Below are 24,773 nucleotides of genomic sequence, written 5' to 3'. Positions count from 1 at the left end.
CGGCTTCGTCGTCTGTGGGTGGGGTGGGGTGCGCTCGTTCAGTGCACCGGGCCGGTGTACTTCTCACCGGGGCCGAGTCCTGGCTCGTCCGGGTGTGCTGAGGCTTCCCGGAACGCGCGTTGCAACGCCTGGAGGCCGTCGCGAATCGGTCCAGCGTGGGGACCGAGGTACTCGACCGACGCGGTGACCAAGCCGGCGAGTGCGGTGATGACGCGTCGGGCCTCGTCGAGATCGAGGTAGGGGCTCTCCGCGGGATCGGGCTCGGACAGACCCAGCTTCTCGGCCGCGGAACTCATCAGCATCACTGCTGCACGGCTGATGACCTCGACCGCGGGAACCTCGGCGAGTTCCCGGACTTCTTGCTCGATACCGGTGGGGTCGGAGCCTGCGGGATCGGCGGGCGTGGATGAACTGGTCATACCTACGAGAATCCCACGCCGCGGGTGCCGTCGGTCGGATCGGGTGTCGACTCGGCTTCATCGACCGGTGCGATTGTCGGTTTCGGCATTCTGCTGGTAGTCTGACTCGACGACCGTCTTCGGCGTGCGCTCCTCGATGGAGTTCACCGCATGAAGGCAGCAAGTGGAGCCCGACTCCCACCGGTATGTGATCCGAATGGATCGCTTCCGGTCCGGTCGCACGAAGGTCTCCCAATCGGGATTCCACAGTGCTTCCTCCTCGTGAGGAGACTGTACGACGCGCTATGTCGTACGGATCGACCGGTCGACATCGGGCCCTGCTGTCGGTACAGACCGGCTGCAGGGTTTTTTCGTTTTCGGTGTTGGTTCGCCGAGCGTGATGTCGAGGTTCGAGGGCGACGGGCTGTGTAAGTGGCAGGCGGTCGGGTTACACACCACACCGCACTACCTAGGAGGCCCCATCAGCACTGAGACCCGCATCAACGATCGCATCCGAGTTCCCGAGGTCCGTCTTGTCGGACCAGGCGGTGAACAGGTGGGGATCGTGCGTGTTGAAGATGCACTCCGCTTGGCTCTCGAAGCCGACCTCGATCTTGTCGAAGTAGCTCCCGACGCACGTCCGCCGGTCTGCAAGATCATGGACTACGGGAAGTTCAAGTACGAGGCTGCGCAGAAGGCGCGCGAATCGCGCAAGAACCAGACGCTCACCGTCATCAAGGAGCAGAAGCTCCGCCCGAAGATCGACGCGCACGACTACGAGACCAAGAAGCGCAACGTGGTTCGCTTCCTCGAAGCCGGCTCGAAGGTCAAGGTCACCATCATGTTCCGTGGTCGCGAGCAGTCGCGCCCCGAGCTGGGTTTCCGTTTGTTGCAGCGCCTGGGTGCCGACGTCGCGGAACTAGGTTTCGTGGAAACGTCGGCCAAGCAGGACGGCCGCAACATGACCATGGTCCTGGCTCCGCACAAGGGTGCCAAGACTCGCGTGAAGGCTCAGGAAAGCGCTGCCGCGCCGCCTGCGCAACGCGCACCGGCCCCCGCGCCGGAACAGCCCGCCGCAGCAGCTCCGGCTGCCGAGGCACCGGCCGCAGCAGCTCCGGCTACTCCGGCTCAGACCAACTGAGCTCCGCGCTCTACCAGTAAGACAGTCCCGCACCCGCCTCGGTGCGCAGTCCGTTCCGAGGCGCTGCATGGCTGTGCCATGCACCACCGAAGAGCTAATACAGAACAGAGGATTTCATGCCCAAGCAGAAGACGCACAGTGGTGCCAAGAAGCGATTCAAGGTGTCCGGCAGCGGCAAGATCCTGCGCCAGAAGGCCGGCCGTCGCCACCTGCTCGAGCACAAGCCCACCAAGGTGACTCGTCGCCTCGATGGTGTCGCCGTTGTCAAGAAGGCCGACGTGCCTCGGATCAAGCGCCTGCTCGGCATCTGATCCGGCTCGCCGCCGACTGATTTCGGTCGGCTTCATCCCATTACCATTCGGGGTTTCACACGCCCCCAGATCGACAGGATTCACCAGTGGCACGCGTAAAAAGGGCCGTCAACGCCCAGAAGAAGCGCCGTTCGATTCTCGAAGCGTCCAAGGGCTACCGCGGACAGCGCTCACGTCTGTACACCAAGGCCAAGGAGCAGCAGCTCCACTCGCTCACCTACGCGTACCGGGACCGCCGCGCGCGCAAGGGTGACTTCCGCAAGCTGTGGATCACGCGTATCAACGCTGCAGCGCGGGCCAACGACATCACCTACAACCGATTCGTTCAGGGCCTGAAGGCCGCGGGCGTCGAGGTGGACCGCAAGATCCTCGCCGAGCTCGCTGTGTCCGATGCCGAGGCATTCGCCGGCTTGGTCGCCATCGCCAAGGCTGCATTGCCTGCCGATGTCAACGCTCCTGCTGGAGAAGCAGCCTGAGCGAGTCGCCGCACGACGATTCAACTCCGAAACGACCCGTGGATTCGCTGACCGAGCGAACTCCGCGGGTCGTTTCGGCCGTCAAGCTCGCTCGCGCTGCAGAGCGCAAGAAGACGGGACTGTTCCTTGCCGAGGGCTTCAATGCTGTGTCCGAGGCTGCGCGGTTCGGTTCGGTCCGCGAGCTGTTCTTCACCGCAGATGCCTTCGACCGGCACGAGAGCCTCATCGCCTCCGTCGAGGCCGGTGGCGCACGGGTGTTTCCGATCACCGATCGTGCCGCGAAGGCATTGTCGGACACCGTCACCCCGCAGGGTCTGATCGCAGTCACCGAGTTGGTCGACGTCCCGATCGACCGTGCGTTGGCAGGAAAACCGCGGCTGGTGGCCGTTCCGGTGGAAATGGCCGAGCCTGGTAATGCCGGCACGATCATTCGTGTTGCCGATGCCGCCGGGGCCGATTCGGTGGTCCTGCTCGGCGACTCCGTCGACCCGCACAACGGCAAATGCGTGCGGGCCTCGGCCGGCAGCGTCTTCCATCTTCCCATTGCGCGGGAGCGCTCGATCGAAGACGGTATCGACGGACTGCGCCGTGCCGGTCTGACGGTCGTGGCGACTGCCGCCGACGGCGAAATCGACTTGGACGACGCAGACGAGCTGCTCGAGCAGCCGACTGCGTGGTTGTTCGGCAACGAGGCCCACGGTTTGTCCCTCCCCGTTGCCCAAGCTGCCGATCACCGGATCAGAATTCCCATCCACGGTCGGGCGGAGAGTCTGAACCTGGCGACCGCCGCGGCGCTGTGCCTCTACGCGAGCGCCCGTGTTCGACGACGGTCGGCGAACCCGTGAATACGGTCGCCTAGGATCGTTACCACTCTGCTTCGTGCAGACCGACCATTATTCGAGGAGTGCATCTGTCGTGGCGAAGAAAGAGTCCGGGCCCGAGCCGGTAGATCCGAGCGTTCTCGAAGAGTCCGCACTCGACGCTGCGGTGGACTCGGCCGAACAGGCGTTCGCCGACGCGTCGGACCTCGATGCGCTCACGAAGGTCAAAATCGATCACGTGGGTGGAAAGGCGCCACTGGCGTTGGCTCAGCGCGCCCTCGGAGCTCTACCCGGTGACCAGAAGGCGGACGCGGGCAAGCGCGTCAAGGTGGCACGAGACCGGGTGCAGAAGTCCTTCGACGAGCGCCGCGCAGTGCTGTCGGCGGAGCGCGATGCAGCGATTCTCGTGGCCGAGACGATCGACGTGACGCTGCCGACCGACCGGACGCCCGTCGGAGCGCGTCATCCCATCACGATCATCTCGGAGCAGGTCGCCGATGTCTTCGTCGGTATGGGCTGGGAGGTCGAAGAGGGCCCCGAGGTGGAAACCGAGCACTTCAACTTCGACGCGTTGAACTTCCTGCCCGATCACCCGGCTCGCACGATGCAGGACACGTTCCACATCGCACCGGAGGGCTCGCGGCAGGTACTGCGTACGCACACGTCGCCGGTGCAGGTGCGGTCGATGCTCTCCCGCGACGTACCGATCTACGTCGTCTGCCCTGGCCGAACGTTCCGTACCGACGAGCTCGATACGACGCACACTCCGGTCTTCCATCAGGTCGAGGGGCTCGCGATCGACAAGGGCCTGACGATGGCGCATCTGCGCGGAACGTTGGACGCGTTCGCGCAGGCTCTGTTCGGCAGCGATACGCGTACCCGGATGCGGCCCAACTACTTTCCGTTCACCGAGCCCTCCGCCGAGGTCGACGTGTGGTTCCCGAAGAAGAAGGGTGGAGCCGGTTGGGTCGAATGGGGTGGCTGCGGAATGGTCAACCCGAAGGTGTTGCAGGCCAGCGGCATCGACCCGGAGGTGTACACCGGTTTCGCGTTCGGCATGGGTCTCGAGCGAACTCTGCAGTTCCGCAACGACATCCCGGACATGCGGGACATTGTCGAGGGGGATATCAGGTTCACTCTGCCCTTCGGTGTTCAGGCCTGACGCGGCCACTCTCCAGCCCCACTTCATCTCGGATACAAGAAAGAGCTGAGCACACGTGCGAGTCCCACATTCCTGGTTGACCGAGGTCCTGCACGCGGGTACTCCCGACTGGTCCGTCTCGCCCGACGAGCTCGACGCGGGTTTCGTACGCGTCGGTTTCGAGGTCGAGGAGCTGGTCTCGTTGGACAACGTGACGGGGCCCCTCGTGGTGGGTCGGGTCGAGTCGATCGAGGAACTGACCGAATTCAAGAAGCCCATTCGGTTCTGCCTCGTGAACGTGGGGGCCGACGAGCCGCAGGAGATCGTCTGCGGTGCACGCAATTTCGCCGAGGGTGACCTGATCGTCGCGGCGCTGCCCGGCAGCGTTCTGCCCGGCGGGTTCGCCATCGCGTCGCGCAAGACGTACGGCCGCAACTCCAACGGGATGATCTGCTCGACGCTCGAGCTCGGTCTCGGCCGGGACCACTCCGGCATCCTGGTGCTACCGGAAGGGACTGCGCAGCCCGGCGACGATGCCAAAGTCGTTCTGGGTCTCGATGATTCGGTGATCGAGCTGAACGTGACACCGGATCGCGGGTACGCCTTCTCGGTGCGCGGCCTGGCCCGTGAGTTGGCGTGCAGCTTCGATCTTCCGTATGTGGATCCGGCGCGCACGATGCCCACCGAGGTCACCGGTGACGCCTGGCCCGTGACGGTCGAGCCCGAGTCCGGTGCTTCTCGGTTCGCTCTGCGCAAGGTCGTGGGTATCGATCCCGCTGCCGTCACTCCCTGGTGGATGCAGCGGAGACTGCTGCTGGCCGGGGTGCGACCGATCTCGGCGGCCGTGGACGTGACCAACTATGTGCTCCACGAACTCGGCCAGCCGTTGCATGCTTTCGACGCAAGCAAGCTCGACGGTCATCTCGTCGTGCGGCGCGCGAATGCGGGGGAGACGCTCACGACGCTCGACGGCGTCGAGCGGTCGCTCGATGCGGAAGACGTGGTCATCGCCGACGGAACGGGAGCCATCTCGTTGGCCGGCGTCATGGGCGGGGCGTCCACCGAGGTCGACGACTCGACCAGCGATGTCGTTCTCGAAGCAGCATCGTTCGATCCGCTCGCGGTGTTCCGAACCGGCCGTCGCCACAAGCTGTCGAGCGAGGCGAGCAAGCGTTTCGAGCGGACTGTGGATTCGGCGCTCCCGGTTGCGGCGCTCGATCGGGCCGCCCAGTTGCTCGTCGAGATCGCCGGTGGACGTATCGAACCGGTGCTGACCGACATCGGCGGGGCTGCCCGGTTCCCGTCGGTGACGATGGACTTCGACCTGCCCGATCGGATCGCGGGTGTGCAGTACCCCGACGGGACCGCTGCTCGACGGCTCGCTCAGATCGGATGCACCGTCGAGGTGGATGTCGACGGTGGCGGCCACGGACAACTGGTCGTCGATCCTCCCTCGTGGCGACCCGACTTGGTGCAGCGCGCCGATCTGGTCGAAGAGGTGCTGCGGCTCGAAGGGCTCGAGAAGATCCCGTCGATTCTGCCGTCCGCTCCCGGTGGGCGCGGCCTCACCGCCGAGCAGAAGCGTCGGCGGGCAGTCGGCAAGGCTCTTGCGTTCGCCGGCTATGTCGAAGTTCTTCCGCCGGTGTTCCTGCCCAAGGGAATCTTCGACACGTGGGGCCTCGACGCGGACGACCCGCGCCGGGCGACGACGTCGGTGTTGAACCCGCTCGAGGCCGACCGCCCCGATCTTGCGACGACCGTGCTTCCCGGTCTGCTCGAAATGCTGAACAGGAACATCGCGCGCGGTCAGCGGGACGTGTCGTTGTTCGGAATCGCCCAGGTCGTTCTCCGGCACGACGCGACCGCTGCAGTGGACGCGTTGCCGGTCGACCGGCGACCGACCGACGATCAGATCGCGATGCTCCGTGGGTCCCTCCCCGCACAGCCGGTACACGTGGGCGTGGTGCTCGCCGGTCAGCGTGAGCCGTCCGGGCCCTGGGGACCGGGCCGAGCAGCCGAGGCCGCAGACGCGTTCGCCGCTGTGCGCACGGTTGCCGCGGCGTCCGGCGTGCACGTCGATCTTCGTGCAGCACAACACCTTCCCTGGCATCCGGGCCGGTGCGCCGAGGTTCTTCTCGACGGTGAGGTCGTCGGGCACGCAGGTGAACTGCATCCGGCTGTGCTCGAGCGAGCCGGTTTGCCGCCGCGTACGTGTGCGGTGGAGCTGAGTTTGAGCGCTCTGCCCGTCGTCGAATCGCTTCCGGCCCCCGAAGTATCCCCATACCCGGCCGTGTTGCAGGACGTCGCTGTCGTGGTCGACGCGTCTGTGCCCGCGGCCTCCGTCGAGGCAGCACTGACGATCGGCGGTGGAGAACTGCTCGAGTCCATCCGACTGTTCGACGTCTACGAGGGTGAACAGGTCGGCGAGGGGCGTAAGTCGTTGGCGTTCGCCCTCCGGTTCCGCGGTGCGGACGGAACCCTGACCGAGGATCAGGCGACGGCGGCTCGCGACGCAGCCGTGGCGGCGGCATCCACAGCGGTCGGTGCCCAGCTGCGTAGCTGAACCGTCGACGGCGCGGCCGGTGTTGTGCGTAGCGTGGTGTCATGACGGGCACGACGACGGGAGCAGCCGATGAGTGAATCCGACACGCAAGCCACGGCCTCGGATCTGCAGGTGTTGAACGAGGTTCTCGCGGCGGTGGCCGGCCGACCTCGGTTGGCTCCGGTGGCAGCGGCGGCATCCGCTCTGGCGGCCGAGTTGGGGACGGCGGAACCCGAGCCCGCCGGTCCGGATCGCGGCGTCCCGCCGGGAACCGTTCCCGATGTGGATGTTCCGCAGGTGACGAAACCTCGTATCGACCAGCCGCTCGGCGATCCACCACCGAGAGCTCCGTTGGGCGGAACGGTGCCGGGCGTCATCGATGCGGAATTGGTCGACGACCTTCCCGTCGGCCCGGGTGGGGGTTATGTCGGCGGTGCGACTACGGGCGAGTTCACCGACTCCGGGGTGCCGACCTGGGATGGGGTGCGAGAGAAGGTGGAGCATCGCTCGGGTACGGCTGTCGGGGCGGAGGAGCTGGACCGGGAATCGAGAGCCGGTCAGGACCTGGACAAACAGTGGAACGATCGGCAGGAAGCCGGCCGAAAGAAGCTCGACGAAATTCGTAGATCGATGGGTAGCAGCTAGCGCTTCCGGCCCGCCGATGAATGAGCTTGCATCATGCTGCATAATAAACCGCATGACTATTTCGGAGGCAACGCCGAAGCGCATCGCGGTGGCGGGTGCCAGTGGCTACGCCGGTGGTGAGATCCTTCGCCTGCTGCTCGGCCACCCAGCTGTTCGCGACGGCTCGTTGGTCATCGGAGCGCTGACTGCGGGTGGCAATGCAGGCGCGACACTGGGTGAGTTCCATCCCCACCTGTTGCCGCTTGCCGACCGTGTGCTCGGCCCCACGACGGTCGACGAACTTGCCGGACACGACGTGATCTTCCTCGGGTTGCCGCACGGTAAATCCGCCGAACTCGCGCTCCAGTTGCCCGAATCCGTGGTGATCATCGACTGCGGTGCCGATTTCCGCCTCAACGACTCGGCAGCCTGGGAGAAGTACTACAAGTCCCCGCATGCGGGGACTTGGCCGTACGGGCTCCCGGAGCTACCGGGGCACCGCGAGCTCCTGGTCGGGGCCACGCGTATCGCCGTGCCCGGGTGCTATCCGACGGTGTCGAGCCTAGCCCTGGCCCCGGCAGTTGCCGCCGGAATCATCGAGCCACGGGTCAACATCGTTGCGGTCACCGGCACTTCCGGTGCGGGCCGGGCACCCAAGGCCGACCTGCTGGGCTCCGAGGTGATGGGCTCGGTTCGCGCATACGCGGTAGCAGGCGCGCACCGGCACACTCCCGAGATCGTGCAGAACCTGTCGGCTGTGGCCGGTACCGACGTGTCGGTGTCGTTCACTCCGGTACTCGCGCCGATGCCGCGTGGCATTCTGGCCACCTGTACGGCCGTGACCACCGCTACCGAGGCTCAGGCCGTCGAGGTGTACGAGAAGGCCTATGCCGCAGAGCCTTTCGTTCATGTTCTTCCGGCCGGGCGGCTGCCGCAGACCGGTTCGGTCATCGGATCGAACGCCGTGCAGATGAGTGTGTCCGTCGATGCAGACGCCGGCTTGCTGGTGGTCATCGCGGCCATCGACAACCTGGCCAAGGGAACAGCCGGTGCAGCAGTGCAATCGATGAATCTGGCGTTGGGAATCGACGAGACCGACGGTCTCTCTACCGTAGGAGTTGCTCCATGACCGGCCTGAAGAGCGAGACGGATACGGTCGCCTCGGTCGCGGGGAAGCTCGTGCGTTCCCAGGGCGTGACGTCTCCCGCCGGATTCCGTGCGGCCGGGATTCCCGCGGGTATCAAGGCAAGTGGCAGGTCCGATCTGGCTCTGGTGTTCAACGAGGGCCCGGACTTCACGGCAGCGGGCGTCTTCACCCGCAACAAGGTCAAGGCCGCGCCGGTGCTGTGGTCGCAGCAGGTGCTCACCACCGGTCGGCTTCGCGCGGTGGTGTTGAACTCGGGCGGTGCCAACGCTTGTACCGGTGCACCCGGTTTCCAGGACGCGCATCGGACGGCCGAGGAGGTCGCATCCGTGTTGAGCAACTGGGGTTCGGAAACAGGGGCCATCGAGGTTGCCGTGTGCTCGACAGGTCTCATCGGCGATCGGTTGCCGATGGACAAGCTGTTGCCGGGGGTGACCGAGGTGGTGCACGAACTGGCCGGCGGTATCTCCGGTGGCACCGATGCCGCTTACGCGATCATGACCACCGATACCGTTCCGAAGCAGGCCGCGATTCATCACGCAGACAAGTGGAATGTCGGTGGCATGGCCAAGGGCGCGGGCATGCTCGCACCCTCGCTGGCCACGATGCTCAGTGTCATCACCACCGACGCCGTCGCGACCGCGGAGCAGCTCGACACCGCGCTTCGTGCGGCCACCCGGTTGTCCTACGACCGACTCGACGTCGACGGCGCATCCTCCACGAACGACACGGTACTGCTGCTCTCCTCCGGGGCGAGCGGTGTGAGCCCGTCGCAGGAGGACCTCGACGCTGCTGTTCTGGCGGTATGCGACGACCTCGCCGATCAGATGATGGCCGATGCCGAGGGCGTCACGAAGCGAGTGAAGATCACCGTCTCCGGTGCAGTATCCGAGGACGAGGCTCTCGTCGGTGCGAGGACGGTCGCCAGGGACAGTCTCACCAAGACGGCCCTATTCGGTTCGGACCCCAACTGGGGCCGTGTACTCGCGGCGATCGGTATTGCTCCGATCGAACTCGATCCGGATCGGATTGCTGTGTCGTTCAACGGCAATCCGGTGTGCATCGACGGCGTCGGCGCTCCGGGTGCGCGCGAGGTCGACCTGTCGGGAGTCGATATCGCCGTGACCATCGACCTCGGACTCGGGTCCGGTACGGCCACGATCAGAACGACGGATCTCTCCCACGCCTACGTCGAAGAGAACTCGGCGTACTCGTCATGACTGCTGCTGCAACGCAATTGACGGCAGCGCAGAAGGCGTTCACGCTCGCCGAGGCGCTGCCCTGGCTCCAGCGCTTCTCGGGCAAGATCGTCGTGGTGAAGTACGGCGGGAACGCCATGATCGACGACGATCTCAAACGAGCGTTCGCCGCCGACATGGTGTTTCTACGCACCGTCGGAATTCACCCCGTCGTCGTGCACGGCGGAGGCCCGCAGATTTCGGCCATGCTCACCAGGCTGGGCCTGACGGGTGAGTTCCGCGGCGGATTTCGGGTCACCACACCGGAAGTCATGGACATCGTTCGGATGGTGCTGTTCGGGCAGGTCGGCCGTGAACTCGTCGGCTTGATCAACAGTCACGGGCCGTATGCCGTCGGAATCTCGGGGGAGGACGCACACCTGTTCACCGCGACGCGTCGTTCGGTCCTGGTCGACGGCGTCGATACCGATATCGGTCTGGTGGGCGACGTCACCTCGGTAGATCCGAAGGCGATCTTCGATCTGATTGCCGCAGGCCGCATTCCGGTGGTCTCCACCATCGCACCCGACAGTGACGGCGTGGTGCACAACATCAACGCCGATACCGCTGCTGCTGCTCTCGCCAGTGCGATCGGGGCAGAGAAGTTGGTCGTGCTCACCGATGTCGAGGGTCTCTACACGGCGTGGCCCGATCGCAGTTCCCTGACCTCTCGAATCGACGCGTCGGAACTCGACGCATTGCTGCCCACGCTCGATGCGGGAATGGTTCCGAAGATGGAAGCGTGCCTGCGGGCCGTTCGTGCCGGTGTGCCGTCGGCGCACGTCATCGACGGTCGCGTCGAACATTCGGTTCTGGTGGAGCTGTTCACCGGAGAGGGGATCGGCACCATGGTCACCCCCGATCACTCGTCTACGTCAGGAGTCACGTCATGACCGGCACGCAGTCCACGGTCGATCTACAGCAGCGGTGGTCCACGTCGCTGATGGACAACTACGGTGTGCCGCGCGTAGCGCTCGTCCGAGGCGAAGGCGCTGTGGTGACCGACGCCGACGGCAAGCAGTACCTCGACCTGCTGGCCGGTATCGCCGTCAATATCCTGGGCCACGCTCATCCTGCGGTGATCGAGGCGGTCACTGCTCAGCTCTCCACTCTGGGTCATACGTCGAATTTGTATGCGACGGAACCGGGTATCGAACTGGCCGAGCAATTGCTCGCACATCTGGGTGCGGGTGCGACGGGACGAGTGTTCTTCTGCAACTCGGGTACCGAGGCCAACGAGGCGGCGTTCAAGATCGCGCGTCTGACCGGTCGTCCCCACATCATTGCCGCCGAGAAGGCCTTTCACGGACGGACGATGGGTGCACTGGCGCTCACCGGACAAGCCGACAAGCGAATTCCGTTCGAACCCATGCCTGCCGGTGTCCAGCACGTGCCCTACGGAGACATCGCCGCGCTCGAGGCAGCCGTCGATTCCGACACCGCCGCAGTGTTTCTCGAACCCATCATGGGGGAGGGCGGCGTGGTCGTTCCTCCCGACGGGTATCTCGTTGCCGCACGTGAGATCACGGCGAAGCACGGCGCGCTGTTGGTCCTCGACGAGGTGCAGACCGGTATCGGCCGCACGGGCTGGTTCTACGCCCACCAGTCGGTCGGCATCGTGCCCGACGTGATCACCTTGGCCAAAGGACTGGGCGGGGGTCTGCCCATCGGAGCCTGCATCGGTATCGGGGCGGCGGGGGAGTTGTTGCATCCGGGCAAGCACGGCACCACCTTCGGCGGCAACCCGGTCTGCGCCGCTGCTGCGTTGGCTGTGTTGCGGACCATTGCCGCCGACGACCTCGTTTCGCACGCCGACAGTCTCGGCAAGACCATCGCTCATTCCATCGAGGCTCTCGAACACCCTCTCGTCAGCCATGTTCGGGGCTCCGGGCTTCTGCTCGGAGTGGTGCTCACGGCCGCAGTTGCGCCTGCGGCCGAGGCGGCGGCCCGTGACGCAGGCTTCCTGATCAATGCAGCGCAACCAGACGTATTGCGGCTCGCACCGCCGCTGATCATCACCGAAGAGCAGGCCGCGTCGTTCGTCTCGGCACTACCGGCAATTCTCGACGCAGCACAGGAGGCACACCAGCCATGACCGTTCAGCACTTCCTTCGCGACGACGACATCACCCCGCAGCAGCAGGGAGAAATCCTGGCGCTCGCGGCCGAGATCAAGCGGGCTCCGTTCTCCAAGCGGCCGCTCGAGGGGCCGAAGGGCGTCGGTGTGATCTTCGAGAAGAATTCCACCAGAACTCGGTTCTCGTTCGAGTTGGGCATTGCGCAGTTGGGCGGCCACGCCGTTGTGGTCACCGGAAGCGACACTCAACTGGGACGCGAGGAGACTCTGCAGGACACCGGCCGCGTGCTGTCCCGCTACGTCGAGGCGGTCGTCTGGCGTACGTTCGGCCAGAAGCGACTGGAGCAGATGGCAACGGGTGCAACGATTCCCATCGTCAATGCGCTGTCCAACGAATTCCATCCCTGCCAGGTCCTCGCCGATCTGCAGACGCTGATCGAGCACAAGGGAAACCTGACCGGGAGGACGCTGGCGTACTTCGGCGACGGTGCCAACAACATGGCACATTCGCTTCTCATCGGCGGAGTGACCGCGGGACTCGATGTCAGGATCGCCGCTCCGAAGGAATTCGCACCACTCGGTTACGTCCTCGATGCCGCACGTGCGCGCGCCGAGGAGACCGGAGCGTCCATCACGGTGACCGAAGACCCCGACGAGGCCGCCGACGGTGCCGACGCTCTCGTCACCGATACCTGGACATCGATGGGTCAGGAGAACGACGGACTCGATCGAGTCGCTCCGTTCCGGCCCTACCGCATCGACTCCGAGCTGCTGTCGAAGGCGAAATCCGATGCGGTCGTGCTGCATTGCCTTCCTGCCCACCGCGGCGAGGAAATCACCGACGAGGTGCTCGACGGTCCGCACAGTGTCGTCTGGGACGAGGCCGAGAACCGTCTGCACGCGCAGAAAGCACTGCTGGTCTGGCTCCTCGAGCAGGCTCGGCGACCGTGAGTGACGACGTCACTGCGGTTCCGCTGACCGCGTCGACCCGCGCGGGCAGACAGGCGCGGATCATCGCGTTGCTGGCCACGCATCAGGTGCGCAGTCAACCGCAGCTGGCGTCGTTGCTCGCCGCCGAGGGGATCGACACCACCCAGGCGACGCTGTCGCGTGACCTCGAAGAGTTGGGTGCGGTGAAGTTGCGCGCTCCTGACGGCGGCGTCGGGGTGTACGTGGTCCCCGAGGACGGCAGCCCGGTGCGCGGGGTGTCGGGCGGAACCGACCGTCTCCTGCGGCTGTTGGGGGAGCTGTTGGTGTCCACCGATCACAGCGGAAACCAGGCAGTTCTGCGGACACCGCCCGGAGCTGCGCATTACCTGGCCAGCGCCCTCGATCGTGCTGCATTGCCGGAAGTCGTGGGAACGATCGCCGGGGACGACACGATCCTGCTCATCGCCCGTGAACCGACCACCGGCGGCGAGATCGCCGACAAGATAGAAAAGCTCGCTCGACGCGGAAACTGAGATCCGGTCACTCCGCACTGCACCACACGAACCACGAAGGAGCGTCATCACCATGGCCGAACGCGTCATCCTCGCCTACTCCGGCGGACTCGACACCTCTGTCGCCATCAGCTGGATCGGACGGGAGACCGGCAAGGAGGTCGTCGCTGTTGCCATCGACCTCGGCCAGGGCGGTGAGGACATGAATGTCGTCCGCCAGCGCGCATTGGACTGCGGCGCAGTCGAATCGGTCGTCGTCGACGCCAGGGACGAGTTCGCCGACGAGTACTGCCTGCCGACGGTGCAATCCAACGCGCTGTACATGGATCGGTATCCGTTGGTTTCGGCCATCAGCCGCCCGCTGATCGTCAAGCATCTGGTGGAGAACGCACGTGCGCACGGCGGAACCGTCGTCGCCCACGGATGCACGGGCAAGGGCAACGATCAGGTCCGGTTCGAGGTCGGTTTCAACACGCTCGCTCCGGAGCTCGAAGTGCTGGCACCGGTACGCGATTACGCGTGGACCCGGGAGAAGGCGATCGCGTTCGCCGAGGAGAACGACATTCCGATCAACGTCACCACCAAGTCACCGTTCTCCATCGACCAGAACGTGTGGGGACGAGCAGTGGAGACCGGCTTCCTGGAAGATCTGTGGAACGCGCCGACGAAGGATGTGTACGACTACACCGAGGATCCGACGGTCAACTTCCAGGCACCCGACGAACTGATACTCACGTTCGACAAGGGTCGCCCGGTCGCCATCGACGGCCGTCCGGTGTCGGTGCTCGGTGCGATCCAAGAACTCAACACCCGTGCGGGCGCTCAGGGTGTCGGCCGATTGGACGTCGTCGAGGATCGGCTCGTCGGCATCAAGAGCCGTGAAATCTACGAGGCTCCCGGTGCGATGGTCCTGATCCGTGCGCACGAAGAACTCGAGCACGTGACCCTCGAGCGCGAACTCGGCCGCTACAAGCGTCATACCGACCAGAAGTGGGCCGAGCTGGTCTACGACGGCCTGTGGTACTCGCCGCTCAAGGGTGCACTCGACACGTTCGTTCAGCACACGCAGGAACACGTCTCGGGCGACATCCGCTTGGTGCTGCACGCGGGCGGAATCATCGTCAACGGCCGTCGCAGCGGGGAGTCTTTGTACGACTTCAACCTCGCTACCTACGACGAGGGCGACACGTTCGACCAGTCGGCGGCCAAGGGATTCGTGCAGCTGCACGGGCTCTCCTCCAAGATCGCAGCGAAGCGGGACCTGGGCCTGTGACCACTTCGAGCAACGCACACGGAACCAACGAAGGCTCGCTGTGGGGCGGGCGCTTCGCCTCCGGCCCGGCGGCTGCCATGGCTGCCCTGAGCAAATCGACACACTTCGACTGGGTTCTCGCGCCCTACGACATCCGTGCGTCCATGGCGCACGCTCGGGTTCTGAACGGTGCCGGACTGCTGACCCCGCAGGACCTCGAGACCATGCTCGACGGTTTGCAGCGGCTGGCCGACGACGTGGCGTCCGGTGAGTTCGTCGCGGCCGAGTCGGACGAGGACGTGCACGGCGCCCTCGAACGCGGTTTGATCGACCGGGTCGGACCCGAGGTGGGTGGTCGCCTGCGCGCCGGCCGCTCACGCAACGATCAGGTCGCGACCCTGTTCCGGATGTGGTTGCGCGACGCCGTCCGTCGGGTGGCGGTCGGTGTTCTCGACGTCGTGGACGCATTGGCAACTCAGGCTGCGGCTCACCCCACCGCGGTCATGCCCGGCAAGACTCATTCGCAGGCGGCGCAGCCGGTGTTGTTGGCGCATCATCTGCTCGCACATACCCATCCGCTGCTGCGTGATGTCCAGCGGTTCGCGGACTTCGACAGGCGAGCGGCAGTGTCGCCCTACGGTTCCGGCGCTCTGGCCGGCTCCTCGCTCGGTCTGAGCCCCGAGAAGATCGCCGCCGAACTCGGGTTCGATTCGTCCGCCGAGAACTCGATCGACGCCACGTCCTCGCGTGATTTCGCGGCGGAAGCCGCGTTCGTCCTGGCGATGACAGCGGTGGACCTGTCTCGGTTCGCCGAGGAGGTCATCTCGTGGAGCACACCCGAATACGGTTACGTGACTCTCGCAGATGCATGGTCGACGGGCAGCTCGATCATGCCGCAGAAGAAGAATCCCGACGTCGCGGAGTTGACTCGTGGCAAGACGGGCCGCCTGATCGGAAATCTGACCGGCCTGTTGGCCACCCTCAAGGCACAACCCTTGGCGTACAACCGGGATCTTCAGGAAGACAAGGAGCCGGTCTTCGATTCGGTGGCTCAGCTCGAGTTGCTGCTCCCGGCACTCACCGGTTTGACGGCGACATTGGAGTTCCACACCGATCGCATGGCCGAACTCGCGCCGGCCGGGTTCACGCTCGCCACCGACATCGCCGAATGGATGGTGCGGCAAGGGATTGCGTTCCGGGTAGCTCACGAGGCAGCGGGAGCCTGCGTGCGCGCGGCGGAAGCGCGGGGCGTCGGGCTGGTGGATCTGACCGACGACGAGCTCGCGTCGATCGATCCGGCGCTCACTCCGGCGGTGCGCGAGGTGCTCACCGTGGAGGGTTCCATTTCCTCGCGTGATGCTCGCGGCGGCACCGCGGCGGTTCAGGTGGCGCACCAGCTCGGTGGTGTGCGGGCGACTGCGTCGACGTTGCGCGCGTGGGCCGAGGTGCCGGTGTTGCGGCACTAGTCGACATCCTCGCCGTATTCCACGAGTGTGATGTGAGAAGCTTTCGTCACGCGAAGACCGATGTCGGTCGTTCCGTCGGGGCCGAACGCAGGAGTGTATTTGTGGGACTGAATGCAGACGCGGTACGTGGTCCACTGCGGCGTGCTATCGCAACGGCCCAGAACGGCCTCGAGGTCATCCGGCTGGGTGGTCTCGAGACCGAGGTCGATCCGTCGCCTTTCCGGGTGATGGACCGCGAGCCGATGTATCGGTTGCGGCGTTACTTCCCCGACGACGTTCCCGTGGACAGTCCTCCGGTGGTGCTGATTCCGCCGATGATGGTCTCCGCGGACGTGTACGACGTCACCACCGATCAAGGTGCGGCCGGCATTCTGCACGGCATGGGCATGGACCCGTGGGTGGTCGATTTCGGTTCGCCCGATACCGAAGAGGGCGGGTGGAGCCGTACTCTGGCCGATCACGTCGTCGCCATCAGCGAGGTCGTGGACAAGGTGCACGAGCACACCGGCCGCGACGTTCACCTCGGCGGGTATTCGCAGGGCGGCATGTTCTGCTACCAAGCTGCCGCCTATCGAGGTGGACGAAACCTGGCCAGCCTCATCACGTTCGGGGCTCCGGTCGACACCTTGGCCGGCTTGCCGTTGGGTATCCCGGCCGGTGTCGCCACTCGGGGCGCAGAGTTTCTCGCCGACCATGTGTTCACGCGCTTGGCCGTGTCGGGGTGGATGGCGCGGACGGGATTTCAGCTGCTCGACCCGGCGAAGACCGTGCGGTCTCGTTTGGATTTCCTGCGACAGTTGCACGATCGGGAAGCGCTGTTGCCTCGGGAGCCGCAGCGCCGCTTCCTGGCGATGGACGGCTGGGTGGCGTGGTCCGGGCCCGCCGTGGCCGAGTTGCTCAGGCAGTTCGTCGTGCACAACCGCATGATGACCGGCGGCTTCGTCATCAAGGACAGGTTGTTGACGCTTGCCGAGTTGACGGTGCCGGTCTTGGCGTTCGTCGGCGAGGTCGACGACATCGGACAGCCGTTGGCGGTGCGCGGAATCCGGCGTGCCGCACCGCGTGCTCAGGTATTCGAAACAACCTTGCGTGCAGGACATTTCGGTCTCGTGGTGGGTAGCACGGCAGCTGCGCAGACATGGCCGACCACTGGAAACTGGATTCGGTGGCGCGAGAACCTCGGACCGAAGCCCGAGGCCGTGCGCGTCATGGAACACGAAGAGCACTCGGACAGCGACAGCGGAGTGTCGATCACCAACAGGCTCATTCACACCGCTGCCTCCATCGCCGAAGTGGGAGTAGGTGTAGGACGCGGACTGGCCTCGGCCGCGACCGGTGCCGTTCGCGGCACTCGTGAGATCTCGACCGAGGCCGTGCGCACCCTTCCGCGGCTGGCGCGGCTGGGGCAGATGCAGCCGCACAGTCGGGTCTCGTTGGGCCGCTTGATCGCTGAGCAGGGCAGAAAGTCCCCGCTCGGCGAGTGCTTCCTCTTCGACGACCGAGTGCACACCTACGACGCCGTCAACGTGCGTATCGACAACGTGGTTCGAGGTCTGATCAGTGTCGGTGTACGGCCTGCATCGCGCATCGGTGTGCTGATGGAGACCAGGCCGAGTGCCCTCGCCGCCATCGCGGCTCTGTCGCGCATCGGCGCTGTTCCGGTGTTGCTGCAGCCGGGTAGCGACCTCACTGCCGCGTTACGCACCGTGGACGTCGACACTGTGATCGCCGATCCGGAGAATGCCGCGGCGGCCGTTCCGGTCGCGCCCAACGTGCTGGTGCTCGGCGGCGGCGAGACGCGGCGGCTCGATGTTCCGGACGGCTACGAAGTGATCGACCTCGAAGCCATCGACCCCGACGCCGTCCGGCTACCGGCCTGGTTCGAGCCGGATCCCGGTCGCGCTCGCGAACTGGCGATGATTCTGTTCACCACCACCGACCGTGGTCTCGAACCGCGATACATCACCAACCATCGCTGGGCACTGTCCGCATTCGGTACCGCGACGACGGCTGCTCTCGGTCCCGGCGATACTGTGTATTGCCTTGCACCGCTCCATCATTCGGCGGGCATACTCGTGACCATCGGCGGCGCGCTTGCCGGCGGATCGAGGATCGCGCTCTCCCGTGGTCTCGATCCCGAGCGCTTCAGGGAAGAGGTGTACCGCTACGGCGTCACTGTCGTCAGCTACACCTGGACGATGATGCAGCAGATCGTCGACGACGGGCGCTTCCCGGTCGACACCGGTCACCCGGTTCGGCTGTTCATCGGCTCCGGTATGCCGGTGGGATTGTGGCGTCGCACCCTGGCGAAGTTCACCCCGGCGCGAGTGCTCGAGTTCTATGCCTCCACCGAGAACGACGTCATTCTGGCCAATGTCGCCGGGACGAAGATCGGCTCGAAGGGACGCCCTCTGCCCGGCAGTGCGCGAGTGGCTCTGGCGGCGTACGACCCGATCACCGGCCGACTCGAAGAGGACGACGACGGATTCGTGCGGCAGTGCCGCGACGACGAGATCGGGCTGCTCCTGGGCCGCCCGAGTGGTGACGGTGAAGCGACCAGCCATGTCATGCGTGGGGTCTTCGAGCCCACCGACGCGTGGATACCCACCGAGAACCTGTTCCGGCGTGATTCGGACGGCGATTACTGGCTCATCGATCGTAAGGACACCGTTGTTCGCTCGGCGCGGGGTCCGGTGTACACCCAGCCGATCGTCGACGCCGTCGGCGATCTCGATCAGGTCGGTTCGGCCGTGGTCTACGGGGTTCGTGTTGCCGTCGACGGGCCACGGTCGATCCGCATGGAAGCGTCGGCCACCGAGGTTGCCGTGTGTGCTGTCTCCCTGCAGCCGGAAGCGGTGATCACCGCTCGCGCTCTCACCGATGCCCTGGGAGTCCTGCTTCCGGACGAGCGCCCGGCGATCGTCCACGTTGTGTCCGACATCCCGGTCGGTCGCGCCTATCGACCCAACGCGTCTGCATTGAAACAGGCAGGAATTCCTACTCCGAGCGCACGATCGTGGTACTACGATCCGGAGTCGAACAGCTACCGACGACTGACGAAAGCTGTTGTGGCAGAACGCTTCGTGGGACGTCAGGCCACCGCCGAGAAGTCTTCCTGACATGAAGGAACGGCCGGCGGCCCCGACGACGGAAACAATCGGCGTTCGGTAGCGTGAACGAAGACCATCACTCCGACTCGGTCGGAGCAGACAGAAGGACACCTGTGGCAATCGACTCGACACTGCTCTCCATCCTCGCGTGCCCTGTGGACAAGGGCCCGCTCCTGCTCGTCGAGGACGAATTGCTCTACAACCCGCGACTGCGTCGCGCATATCCGATAGAGAACGGCATTCCGGTGTTGCTCGCCGACGATGCGCGCGATGTCGACGACGCCGAGCACGAGTCGATTCTGGCGCGCGCCACGTCCTAGACCACCTCGTTCATGGTGTACGCCGACGCAATGTCGCGGCCGCACCGGTCAGCGCTGCCACGGTGAACATCACGACCACGGCGATGTCGGCCCCCATGCGCTTGGTTGCATCGGGGTGGACGGATATCTCCTGCAGGGCGTCCACCAGGTAGCTCAGCGGCAGAAGGTTGCTGACTGCACCGAGCCAACTCGGCATCTGATCGCGGGCCACCAGGAGCCCGCAGAGGAAGAGCTGCGGGATCACGACGACCGGCATGAACTGGACCGCTTGAAATTCGGTACGTGCGAAAGCGCTGCACAACAGCCCGATCGCCACTCCGAGCATCGCCCCGAGTACCGCGATCACCAGAACCCACCCGATCGAGCCTTCGATGTCGAGCCCGAGCAATCCGAATGCGAGTGCGCACGCGAGCAGCGCCTGCCCTACAGCGGCGAGCGAGAACGCCGAGCCGTAACTCGCAAGCAGGTCCATCTTGGACATCGGTGTGGTCAGCAGGCGTTCGAGTGTTCCCGTGCTGCGTTCACGCTGCATCGAGATCGACGTGAGCAGAAACATGACGACGAACGGCAGAATGCCGAGCATCGTGATCGCAATTCGATCGAACGACGATTGTTGGTTCGGCGGAGCCGGGACGTCTCGGTACAGGAAATACAGCAACACAATCAGTAGAGACGGCACGAGCAGGACCATGGCCACCGATCGGTGATCGGCTCTGAGCTGGCGCAGGATTCGACCCGTACCCGCTGCGTAGATTCGTGCGTTCACGATGTCTGTTCCGTGGATCTGATGAGCGAGAGGAATGCGCGGTCGAGGTTCGTTTCCTTCGTCCGCGCCAGTAGCGCTTCGGGGCTCGATCGGTCCAGGACGGCACCGTCGCGCATCAGTACGAGCTGGCTGCAGTGTTCTGCCTCCTCCATCACGTGGCTCGAGACCAGCACTGTCGTACCTACCGCTGCGATTGCGGCGAATCGTGACCACAGTTCCGAGCGAAGGACGGGATCCAACCCGACCGTCGGCTCGTCGAGGACGATGAGTTCGGGTTCGGCGACCAGCGCGCTGGCCAGGGAGACCCGGCTCAGTTGGCCACCGGAGAGCTCACCCGCCCGCGACGCCGCATGGTCGGTGAGTCCGACAGCCGCGATGGCGGACGCCACCTCGGAGTGGCGGCGACCGTAGAGCGACCCGAAGTACTGCACGTTCTCGCGAACGGTGAGGTCTCGGTACACGCTCGGTGCCTGCGTCACGTACCCGACGGTGCGGCGCAGGGAGGTGGAGCCGGCTGGGCATCCGAGCACTGTCACGGTTCCGCCGGCAACGATCTGCGTGCCGACGATGGCGCGCATCAACGTGGTCTTTCCGCAGCCCGATGGGCCGAGGAGGCCGGTGATGGCAGCCCGCGGAATCGTCAGGGACAGATTGTGCAGCACCGTTCGGTTGCCGCGGCGAACCGTCAACCCTGTGATCTCGACGGCATGTTGCCCGGTGAACGCCATGTCGGCCTCCAGACTTTCATCGATCGATGCAGTCATAGCCCCGTCGATGCCTCGAGGTCAAGGGTTCAGCATCATGGGACGGGTGAACGCTGCTGACTTGGAAATCGGAGAGCCGGACGACGCAGCCCGACGTATCCTCGGGGCCACCGTCCATGCAGGCGCGGTGTCGGTACGCATCGTGGAGGTCGAGGCATACGGCGGTCCGGTCGACGGTCCGTGGCCCGATCCCGCTGCGCATTCTTTCCGTGGTCCGACACCCCGAAATGCCGTGATGTTCGGTCCGGCGGGTCGGCTGTACGTCTACCTGAGTTACGGCATGCACCTGTGCATGAACGTCAGTTGCGGGCCGGACGGGACGGCCGCTGCCGTCCTGCTTCGAGCCGGTCAGGTAGTTGCAGGTCACGACCTCGTCGACGGCAGGCGCGGTGGCGGAAAGTCGCGAACAGCGCGGGTCGAGGCCGGGTGGGCTCGAGGGCCCGGCAATCTCGGACGAGCACTCGGAGTGGGACTTGCCGACAACGGGACCGATCTGTTCGACGCGTCGTCACCGATCACCCTCGAGCTGCTCGAACATCCGCTGGGCGACGAGGCGTTGAAAGTCGGTCCACGCGTGGGTGTGAGCGTGGCAGCAGACAGACCGTGGCGTTTCTGGCTACCGGCCTCGCCTGCAGTGTCGAACTACCGGCGCAGTCCCCGCGCTCCCCAGCCCGGCTTGCGTGAGGGCTGAACGAGGCGGCGGCAAGTGCATGCGGGAAGATCGACGTCGTGAGCGAGAACATCATCGACGAATTGACCTGGCGCGGACTGATCGCGCAGTCCACCGACGTGGAAGCACTGAAGAAGGCCACCTCGGACGGGCCGATCACGTTGTACTCCGGTTTCGACCCGACCGGACCCTCGCTCCACGCCGGCCACCTCGTTCCGCTGCTCGCCTTGAAGCGGTTCCAGCGGGCCGGTCATCGGCCGATCATTCTGGCGGGCGGCGCAACCGGACTGATCGGTGATCCTCGCGATGTGGGGGAGCGGACCATGAACTCCCGTGAGGTGGTCACCGAATGGGCGTCGCGTATCCGGGGGCAGCTCGAACGGTTCGTAGACCTGGACGACGGCCCTACCGGTGGCGTGGTGGTCAACAACCTGTCCTGGACAGGGGAGCTGTCCACCATCGACTTCCTCCGAGACGTCGGCAAACACTTCTCGATCAACGTCATGCTCGCGCGGGAGACGGTCAAGACTCGGCTCGAGGGCGACGGCATGTCGTACACCGAGTTCAGCTACATGCTGTTGCAGGCCAACGACTACGTCCAGCTGCGCCGGGAGTACGGCTGCAGTCTGCAGATCGGTGGCTCGGATCAGTGGGGCAACATCATCGCCGGCGTGGAACTGAACCGTCGGCAGGACGCCGAACAGGTTCACGCGCTGACCGTTCCCCTGGTCACGTCGTCGGACGGCAAGAAGTTCGGTAAGTCCACCGGTGGTGGCAGTCTCTGGTTGGACCCCGAGATGACCAGCCCGTACGCCTGGTACCAGTACTTCGTGAACACCGGTGACGCCGATGTGGTCAAGTACCTGCGCTGGTTCACCTTCCTGTCCCAGGACGAACTGGCCGAATTGGAGACAGCAACCGAGGAGCGACCGCACGCGCGAGAAGCTCAGAAGCGACTGGCAGCAGAGATGACGACTCTGGTTCACGGCGAAGAGGCGACTCGCTCGGTCGAACTCGCCAGCCAAGCACTGTTCGGGCGGGCCGAGCTCACCGACCTCGACGAGAGCACTCTGGCAGCGGCGTTGCACGAGGCATCTGTGGCCGACATCGAGGTGGGTGCTCCGAACACGATCGTCGACCTCCTTGTCGCGACAGGGTTGAGCGAGAGCAAGGGTGCTGCGCGACGGGCGGTCAAAGAGGGCGGGGCAGCGGTGAACAACGTCAAGATCGCCGACGAGAACTGGACACCGTCGAGCGACGACCTCTTGCACGGACAATGGTTGGTGGTCCGGCGCGGGAAGCGGAACTTTGCGGGAGCACGCGTGGCTCGCTGAATCCAGGATCGGCCAGTGGCCGGAGTCACATTGATGTAATTTGGTTTGGAAATCCGCTCGAGGGGCAATCCTTCGAGCGCGACCAGGCTGTTCACACCGATTGTGTCCGAACGACCTGGGGATTTGACGCGTTGTTATCCGGGGCGTAACTTTGTCCAAGTCAGAGCGACACGGACGCCAGCCCAGACCGCAAGGCCTGAGCGAAGCGGACGCGCTCTACACAATCTGGTTCGGACACTACTTCGGTTGTGTCTTAACCGCGGATCGAAGGCCAGTTTGACTGAGCCTGAACATCCGATCTAAGCTGGAACGGTTGCCCCGGACACCGACGATATCATCTCGGACGTGAATGGTGTGTGCGTGTTCTTTGAGAACTCAACAGTGTGTCGATGAATGTCAGTGCCGAATTTTATTTGGTGAAAGCATTCGATGTATCAGCCATCCGCTTGTGGTGGTTGTTGTCGGGTGTTGTTTGAAAATGCTAGTTGAGTTTTTTTGCTAGTGATTTGACTTGATGTCTTTGACTGATTCACGGTCTTTCGGGACTGTTGTTTCGCAGGTCTTTTACGGAGAGTTTGATCCTGGCTCAGGACGAACGCTGGCGGCGTGCTTAACACATGCAAGTCGAGCGGTAAGGCCTTTCGGGGTACACGAGCGGCGAACGGGTGAGTAACACGTGGGTGATCTGCCCTGCACTCTGGGATAAGCTTGGGAAACTGGGTCTAATACCGGATATGACCGCAGCATGCATGTGTTGTGGTGGAAAGATTTATCGGTGCAGGATGGGCCCGCGGCCTATCAGCTTGTTGGTGGGGTAATGGCCTACCAAGGCGACGACGGGTAGCCGACCTGAGAGGGTGACCGGCCACACTGGGACTGAGACACGGCCCAGACTCCTACGGGAGGCAGCAGTGGGGAATATTGCACAATGGGCGGAAGCCTGATGCAGCGACGCCGCGTGAGGGATGAAGGCCTTCGGGTTGTAAACCTCTTTCAGCAGGGACGAAGCGTGAGTGACGGTACCTGCAGAAGAAGCACCGGCTAACTACGTGCCAGCAGCCGCGGTAATACGTAGGGTGCGAGCGTTGTCCGGAATTACTGGGCGTAAAGAGTTCGTAGGCGGTTTGTCGCGTCGTTTGTGAAAACCCGGGGCTCAACTTCGGGCTTGCAGGCGATACGGGCAGACTTGAGTGTTTCAGGGGAGACTGGAATTCCTGGTGTAGCGGTGAAATGCGCAGATATCAGGAGGAACACCGGTGGCGAAGGCGGGTCTCTGGGAAACAACTGACGCTGAGGAACGAAAGCGTGGGTAGCAAACAGGATTAGATACCCTGGTAGTCCACGCCGTAAACGGTGGGCGCTAGGTGTGGGTTCCTTCCACGGGATCTGTGCCGTAGCTAACGCATTAAGCGCCCCGCCTGGGGAGTACGGCCGCAAGGCTAAAACTCAAAGGAATTGACGGGGGCCCGCACAAGCGGCGGAGCATGTGGATTAATTCGATGCAACGCGAAGAACCTTACCTGGGTTTGACATACACCGGAAAACCGTAGAGATACGGTCCCCCTTGTGGTCGGTGTACAGGTGGTGCATGGCTGTCGTCAGCTCGTGTCGTGAGATGTTGGGTTAAGTCCCGCAACGAGCGCAACCCTTGTCTTATGTTGCCAGCACGTAATGGTGGGGACTCGTAAGAGACTGCCGGGGTCAACTCGGAGGAAGGTGGGGACGACGTCAAGTCAT

The 24,773-nt window shown here is 64.5% G+C and carries 22 protein-coding genes and 1 rRNA gene; 20 read left to right on the top strand and 3 right to left on the bottom strand.

Going from position 1 to position 24,773, the window contains the following annotated elements:
* Positions 1-38 precede the first annotated feature (38 nt).
* Positions 39-419, bottom strand: coding sequence for a DUF1844 domain-containing protein (locus VF34_RS07695; RefSeq protein WP_032365519.1), 381 nt, complete (start codon positions 417-419; stop codon positions 39-41).
* A gap of 379 nt (positions 420-798) precedes the next feature.
* Between VF34_RS07695 and infC the strand changes: the two genes are divergently transcribed.
* From infC to VF34_RS07610, 17 genes are all read left to right on the top strand, one after another.
* Positions 799-1,539, top strand: coding sequence for a translation initiation factor IF-3 (gene infC / locus VF34_RS07690; protein WP_045841242.1), 741 nt, complete (start codon positions 799-801; stop codon positions 1,537-1,539).
* Positions 1,540-1,655: 116 nt separating this feature from the next.
* Complete coding sequence (rpmI, locus tag VF34_RS07685; RefSeq protein ID WP_008715923.1) at positions 1,656-1,850, top strand: 50S ribosomal protein L35; 195 nt, start codon at positions 1,656-1,658, stop codon at positions 1,848-1,850.
* Between the two features lie 86 nt (positions 1,851-1,936).
* Positions 1,937-2,326 (top strand): 50S ribosomal protein L20, encoded by a 390-nt coding sequence (rplT, locus tag VF34_RS07680; protein WP_008715924.1) that lies wholly within the window; start codon positions 1,937-1,939, stop codon positions 2,324-2,326.
* Between the two features lie 38 nt (positions 2,327-2,364).
* Entirely contained in the window at positions 2,365-3,171 is an 807-nt protein-coding gene (locus VF34_RS07675) for a TrmH family RNA methyltransferase (RefSeq protein WP_032374316.1), read from the top strand.
* Positions 3,172-3,241: 70 nt separating this feature from the next.
* Positions 3,242-4,309 carry a phenylalanine--tRNA ligase subunit alpha gene (gene pheS / locus VF34_RS07670; protein WP_032374315.1) on the top strand — a complete coding sequence of 356 codons (1,068 nt, stop codon included), beginning with the start codon at positions 3,242-3,244 and terminating at the stop codon, positions 4,307-4,309.
* A gap of 55 nt (positions 4,310-4,364) precedes the next feature.
* The gene (pheT, locus tag VF34_RS07665; protein WP_032374314.1) at positions 4,365-6,851 is read left to right on the top strand and encodes a phenylalanine--tRNA ligase subunit beta; all 2,487 of its coding nucleotides are present in this window, start codon (positions 4,365-4,367) and stop codon (positions 6,849-6,851) included.
* Positions 6,852-6,920: 69 nt separating this feature from the next.
* The gene (locus VF34_RS07660) at positions 6,921-7,475 is read left to right on the top strand and encodes a hypothetical protein (protein ID WP_032374313.1); all 555 of its coding nucleotides are present in this window, start codon (positions 6,921-6,923) and stop codon (positions 7,473-7,475) included.
* A 52-nt stretch (positions 7,476-7,527) separates the two neighbouring features.
* Positions 7,528-8,583 (top strand): N-acetyl-gamma-glutamyl-phosphate reductase, encoded by a 1,056-nt coding sequence (gene argC, locus VF34_RS07655; RefSeq protein ID WP_027497237.1) that lies wholly within the window; start codon positions 7,528-7,530, stop codon positions 8,581-8,583.
* Positions 8,580-9,818, top strand: coding sequence for a bifunctional glutamate N-acetyltransferase/amino-acid acetyltransferase ArgJ (gene argJ, locus VF34_RS07650; protein WP_045841241.1), 1,239 nt, complete (start codon positions 8,580-8,582; stop codon positions 9,816-9,818). The genes argC and argJ overlap by 4 nt, the downstream gene beginning before the upstream one ends.
* On the top strand, positions 9,815-10,729 hold the full coding sequence (gene argB, locus VF34_RS07645; RefSeq protein WP_027497235.1) for an acetylglutamate kinase: 915 nt from the start codon (positions 9,815-9,817) through the stop codon (positions 10,727-10,729). Before argJ ends, argB begins: the two co-directional genes overlap by 4 nt.
* Positions 10,726-11,931: an acetylornithine transaminase gene (locus VF34_RS07640; protein ID WP_027497234.1), complete on the top strand. Its 1,206-nt coding sequence runs from the start codon at positions 10,726-10,728 to the stop codon at positions 11,929-11,931. Before argB ends, VF34_RS07640 begins: the two co-directional genes overlap by 4 nt.
* The gene (gene argF / locus VF34_RS07635) at positions 11,928-12,863 is read left to right on the top strand and encodes an ornithine carbamoyltransferase (protein WP_032365513.1); all 936 of its coding nucleotides are present in this window, start codon (positions 11,928-11,930) and stop codon (positions 12,861-12,863) included. Before VF34_RS07640 ends, argF begins: the two co-directional genes overlap by 4 nt.
* A complete protein-coding gene (locus tag VF34_RS07630) occupies positions 12,860-13,375 on the top strand; it encodes an arginine repressor (protein WP_032365512.1) in 516 nt (171 codons plus the stop codon). Before argF ends, VF34_RS07630 begins: the two co-directional genes overlap by 4 nt.
* Positions 13,376-13,427: 52 nt before the next feature.
* Complete coding sequence (locus tag VF34_RS07625) at positions 13,428-14,627, top strand: argininosuccinate synthase (RefSeq protein WP_032370344.1); 1,200 nt, start codon at positions 13,428-13,430, stop codon at positions 14,625-14,627.
* Positions 14,624-16,072 (top strand): argininosuccinate lyase, encoded by a 1,449-nt coding sequence (gene argH / locus VF34_RS07620; protein WP_027497230.1) that lies wholly within the window; start codon positions 14,624-14,626, stop codon positions 16,070-16,072. Before VF34_RS07625 ends, argH begins: the two co-directional genes overlap by 4 nt.
* 101 nt (positions 16,073-16,173) lie before the next feature.
* On the top strand, positions 16,174-19,191 hold the full coding sequence (locus VF34_RS07615) for an AMP-binding protein (RefSeq protein WP_032365532.1): 3,018 nt from the start codon (positions 16,174-16,176) through the stop codon (positions 19,189-19,191).
* A 104-nt stretch (positions 19,192-19,295) separates the two neighbouring features.
* Entirely contained in the window at positions 19,296-19,502 is a 207-nt protein-coding gene (locus VF34_RS07610; protein ID WP_027497228.1) for a Trm112 family protein, read from the top strand.
* A gap of 10 nt (positions 19,503-19,512) precedes the next feature.
* Here the strand turns inward: VF34_RS07610 and VF34_RS07605 are convergent, their stop codons facing one another.
* Positions 19,513-20,268 (bottom strand): ABC transporter permease, encoded by a 756-nt coding sequence (locus tag VF34_RS07605; protein ID WP_027497227.1) that lies wholly within the window; start codon positions 20,266-20,268, stop codon positions 19,513-19,515.
* Positions 20,265-20,996: an ABC transporter ATP-binding protein gene (locus tag VF34_RS07600; protein WP_027497226.1), complete on the bottom strand. Its 732-nt coding sequence runs from the start codon at positions 20,994-20,996 to the stop codon at positions 20,265-20,267. Before VF34_RS07600 ends, VF34_RS07605 begins: the two co-directional genes overlap by 4 nt.
* 73 nt (positions 20,997-21,069) lie before the next feature.
* Between VF34_RS07600 and VF34_RS07595 the strand changes: the two genes are divergently transcribed.
* The 3 genes from VF34_RS07595 to VF34_RS07585 all read left to right on the top strand — a co-directional run.
* Entirely contained in the window at positions 21,070-21,723 is a 654-nt protein-coding gene (locus VF34_RS07595) for a DNA-3-methyladenine glycosylase (protein WP_032374312.1), read from the top strand.
* A gap of 38 nt (positions 21,724-21,761) precedes the next feature.
* A complete protein-coding gene (tyrS, locus tag VF34_RS07590; protein ID WP_027497224.1) occupies positions 21,762-23,036 on the top strand; it encodes a tyrosine--tRNA ligase in 1,275 nt (424 codons plus the stop codon).
* Between the two features lie 563 nt (positions 23,037-23,599).
* Positions 23,600-24,773: ribosomal RNA gene (locus tag VF34_RS07585) — 16S ribosomal RNA — on the top strand; the annotation flags it as partial.

The sequence above is a fragment of the Rhodococcus sp. PML026 genome (assembly GCF_000963615.1).
Taxonomy (GTDB): Bacteria; Actinomycetota; Actinomycetes; order Mycobacteriales; family Mycobacteriaceae; genus Rhodococcoides; species Rhodococcoides fascians.
The sequence above is the reverse complement of the archived record's forward strand: the minus strand, read 5'-3'. Positions and strand labels throughout refer to the sequence as shown.

Bases quoted from the DNA above. Each gene is read 5' to 3' on its own strand.
- VF34_RS07695 (WP_032365519.1), bottom strand. From the start codon at position 419: ATGACCAGTTCATCCACGCCCGCCGATCCCGCAGGCTCCGACCCCACC.
- infC (WP_045841242.1), top strand. From the start codon at position 799: ATGTCGAGGTTCGAGGGCGACGGGCTGTGTAAGTGGCAGGCGGTCGGG.
- rpmI (WP_008715923.1), top strand. From the start codon at position 1,656: ATGCCCAAGCAGAAGACGCACAGTGGTGCCAAGAAGCGATTCAAGGTG.
- VF34_RS07660 (WP_032374313.1), top strand. From the start codon at position 6,921: ATGAGTGAATCCGACACGCAAGCCACGGCCTCGGATCTGCAGGTGTTG.
- argC (WP_027497237.1), top strand. From the start codon at position 7,528: ATGACTATTTCGGAGGCAACGCCGAAGCGCATCGCGGTGGCGGGTGCC.
- argJ (WP_045841241.1), top strand. From the start codon at position 8,580: ATGACCGGCCTGAAGAGCGAGACGGATACGGTCGCCTCGGTCGCGGGG.
- argB (WP_027497235.1), top strand. From the start codon at position 9,815: ATGACTGCTGCTGCAACGCAATTGACGGCAGCGCAGAAGGCGTTCACG.
- VF34_RS07640 (WP_027497234.1), top strand. From the start codon at position 10,726: ATGACCGGCACGCAGTCCACGGTCGATCTACAGCAGCGGTGGTCCACG.
- argF (WP_032365513.1), top strand. From the start codon at position 11,928: ATGACCGTTCAGCACTTCCTTCGCGACGACGACATCACCCCGCAGCAG.
- VF34_RS07625 (WP_032370344.1), top strand. From the start codon at position 13,428: ATGGCCGAACGCGTCATCCTCGCCTACTCCGGCGGACTCGACACCTCT.
- VF34_RS07600 (WP_027497226.1), bottom strand. From the start codon at position 20,996: ATGGCGTTCACCGGGCAACATGCCGTCGAGATCACAGGGTTGACGGTT.
- VF34_RS07595 (WP_032374312.1), top strand. From the start codon at position 21,070: ATGGGACGGGTGAACGCTGCTGACTTGGAAATCGGAGAGCCGGACGAC.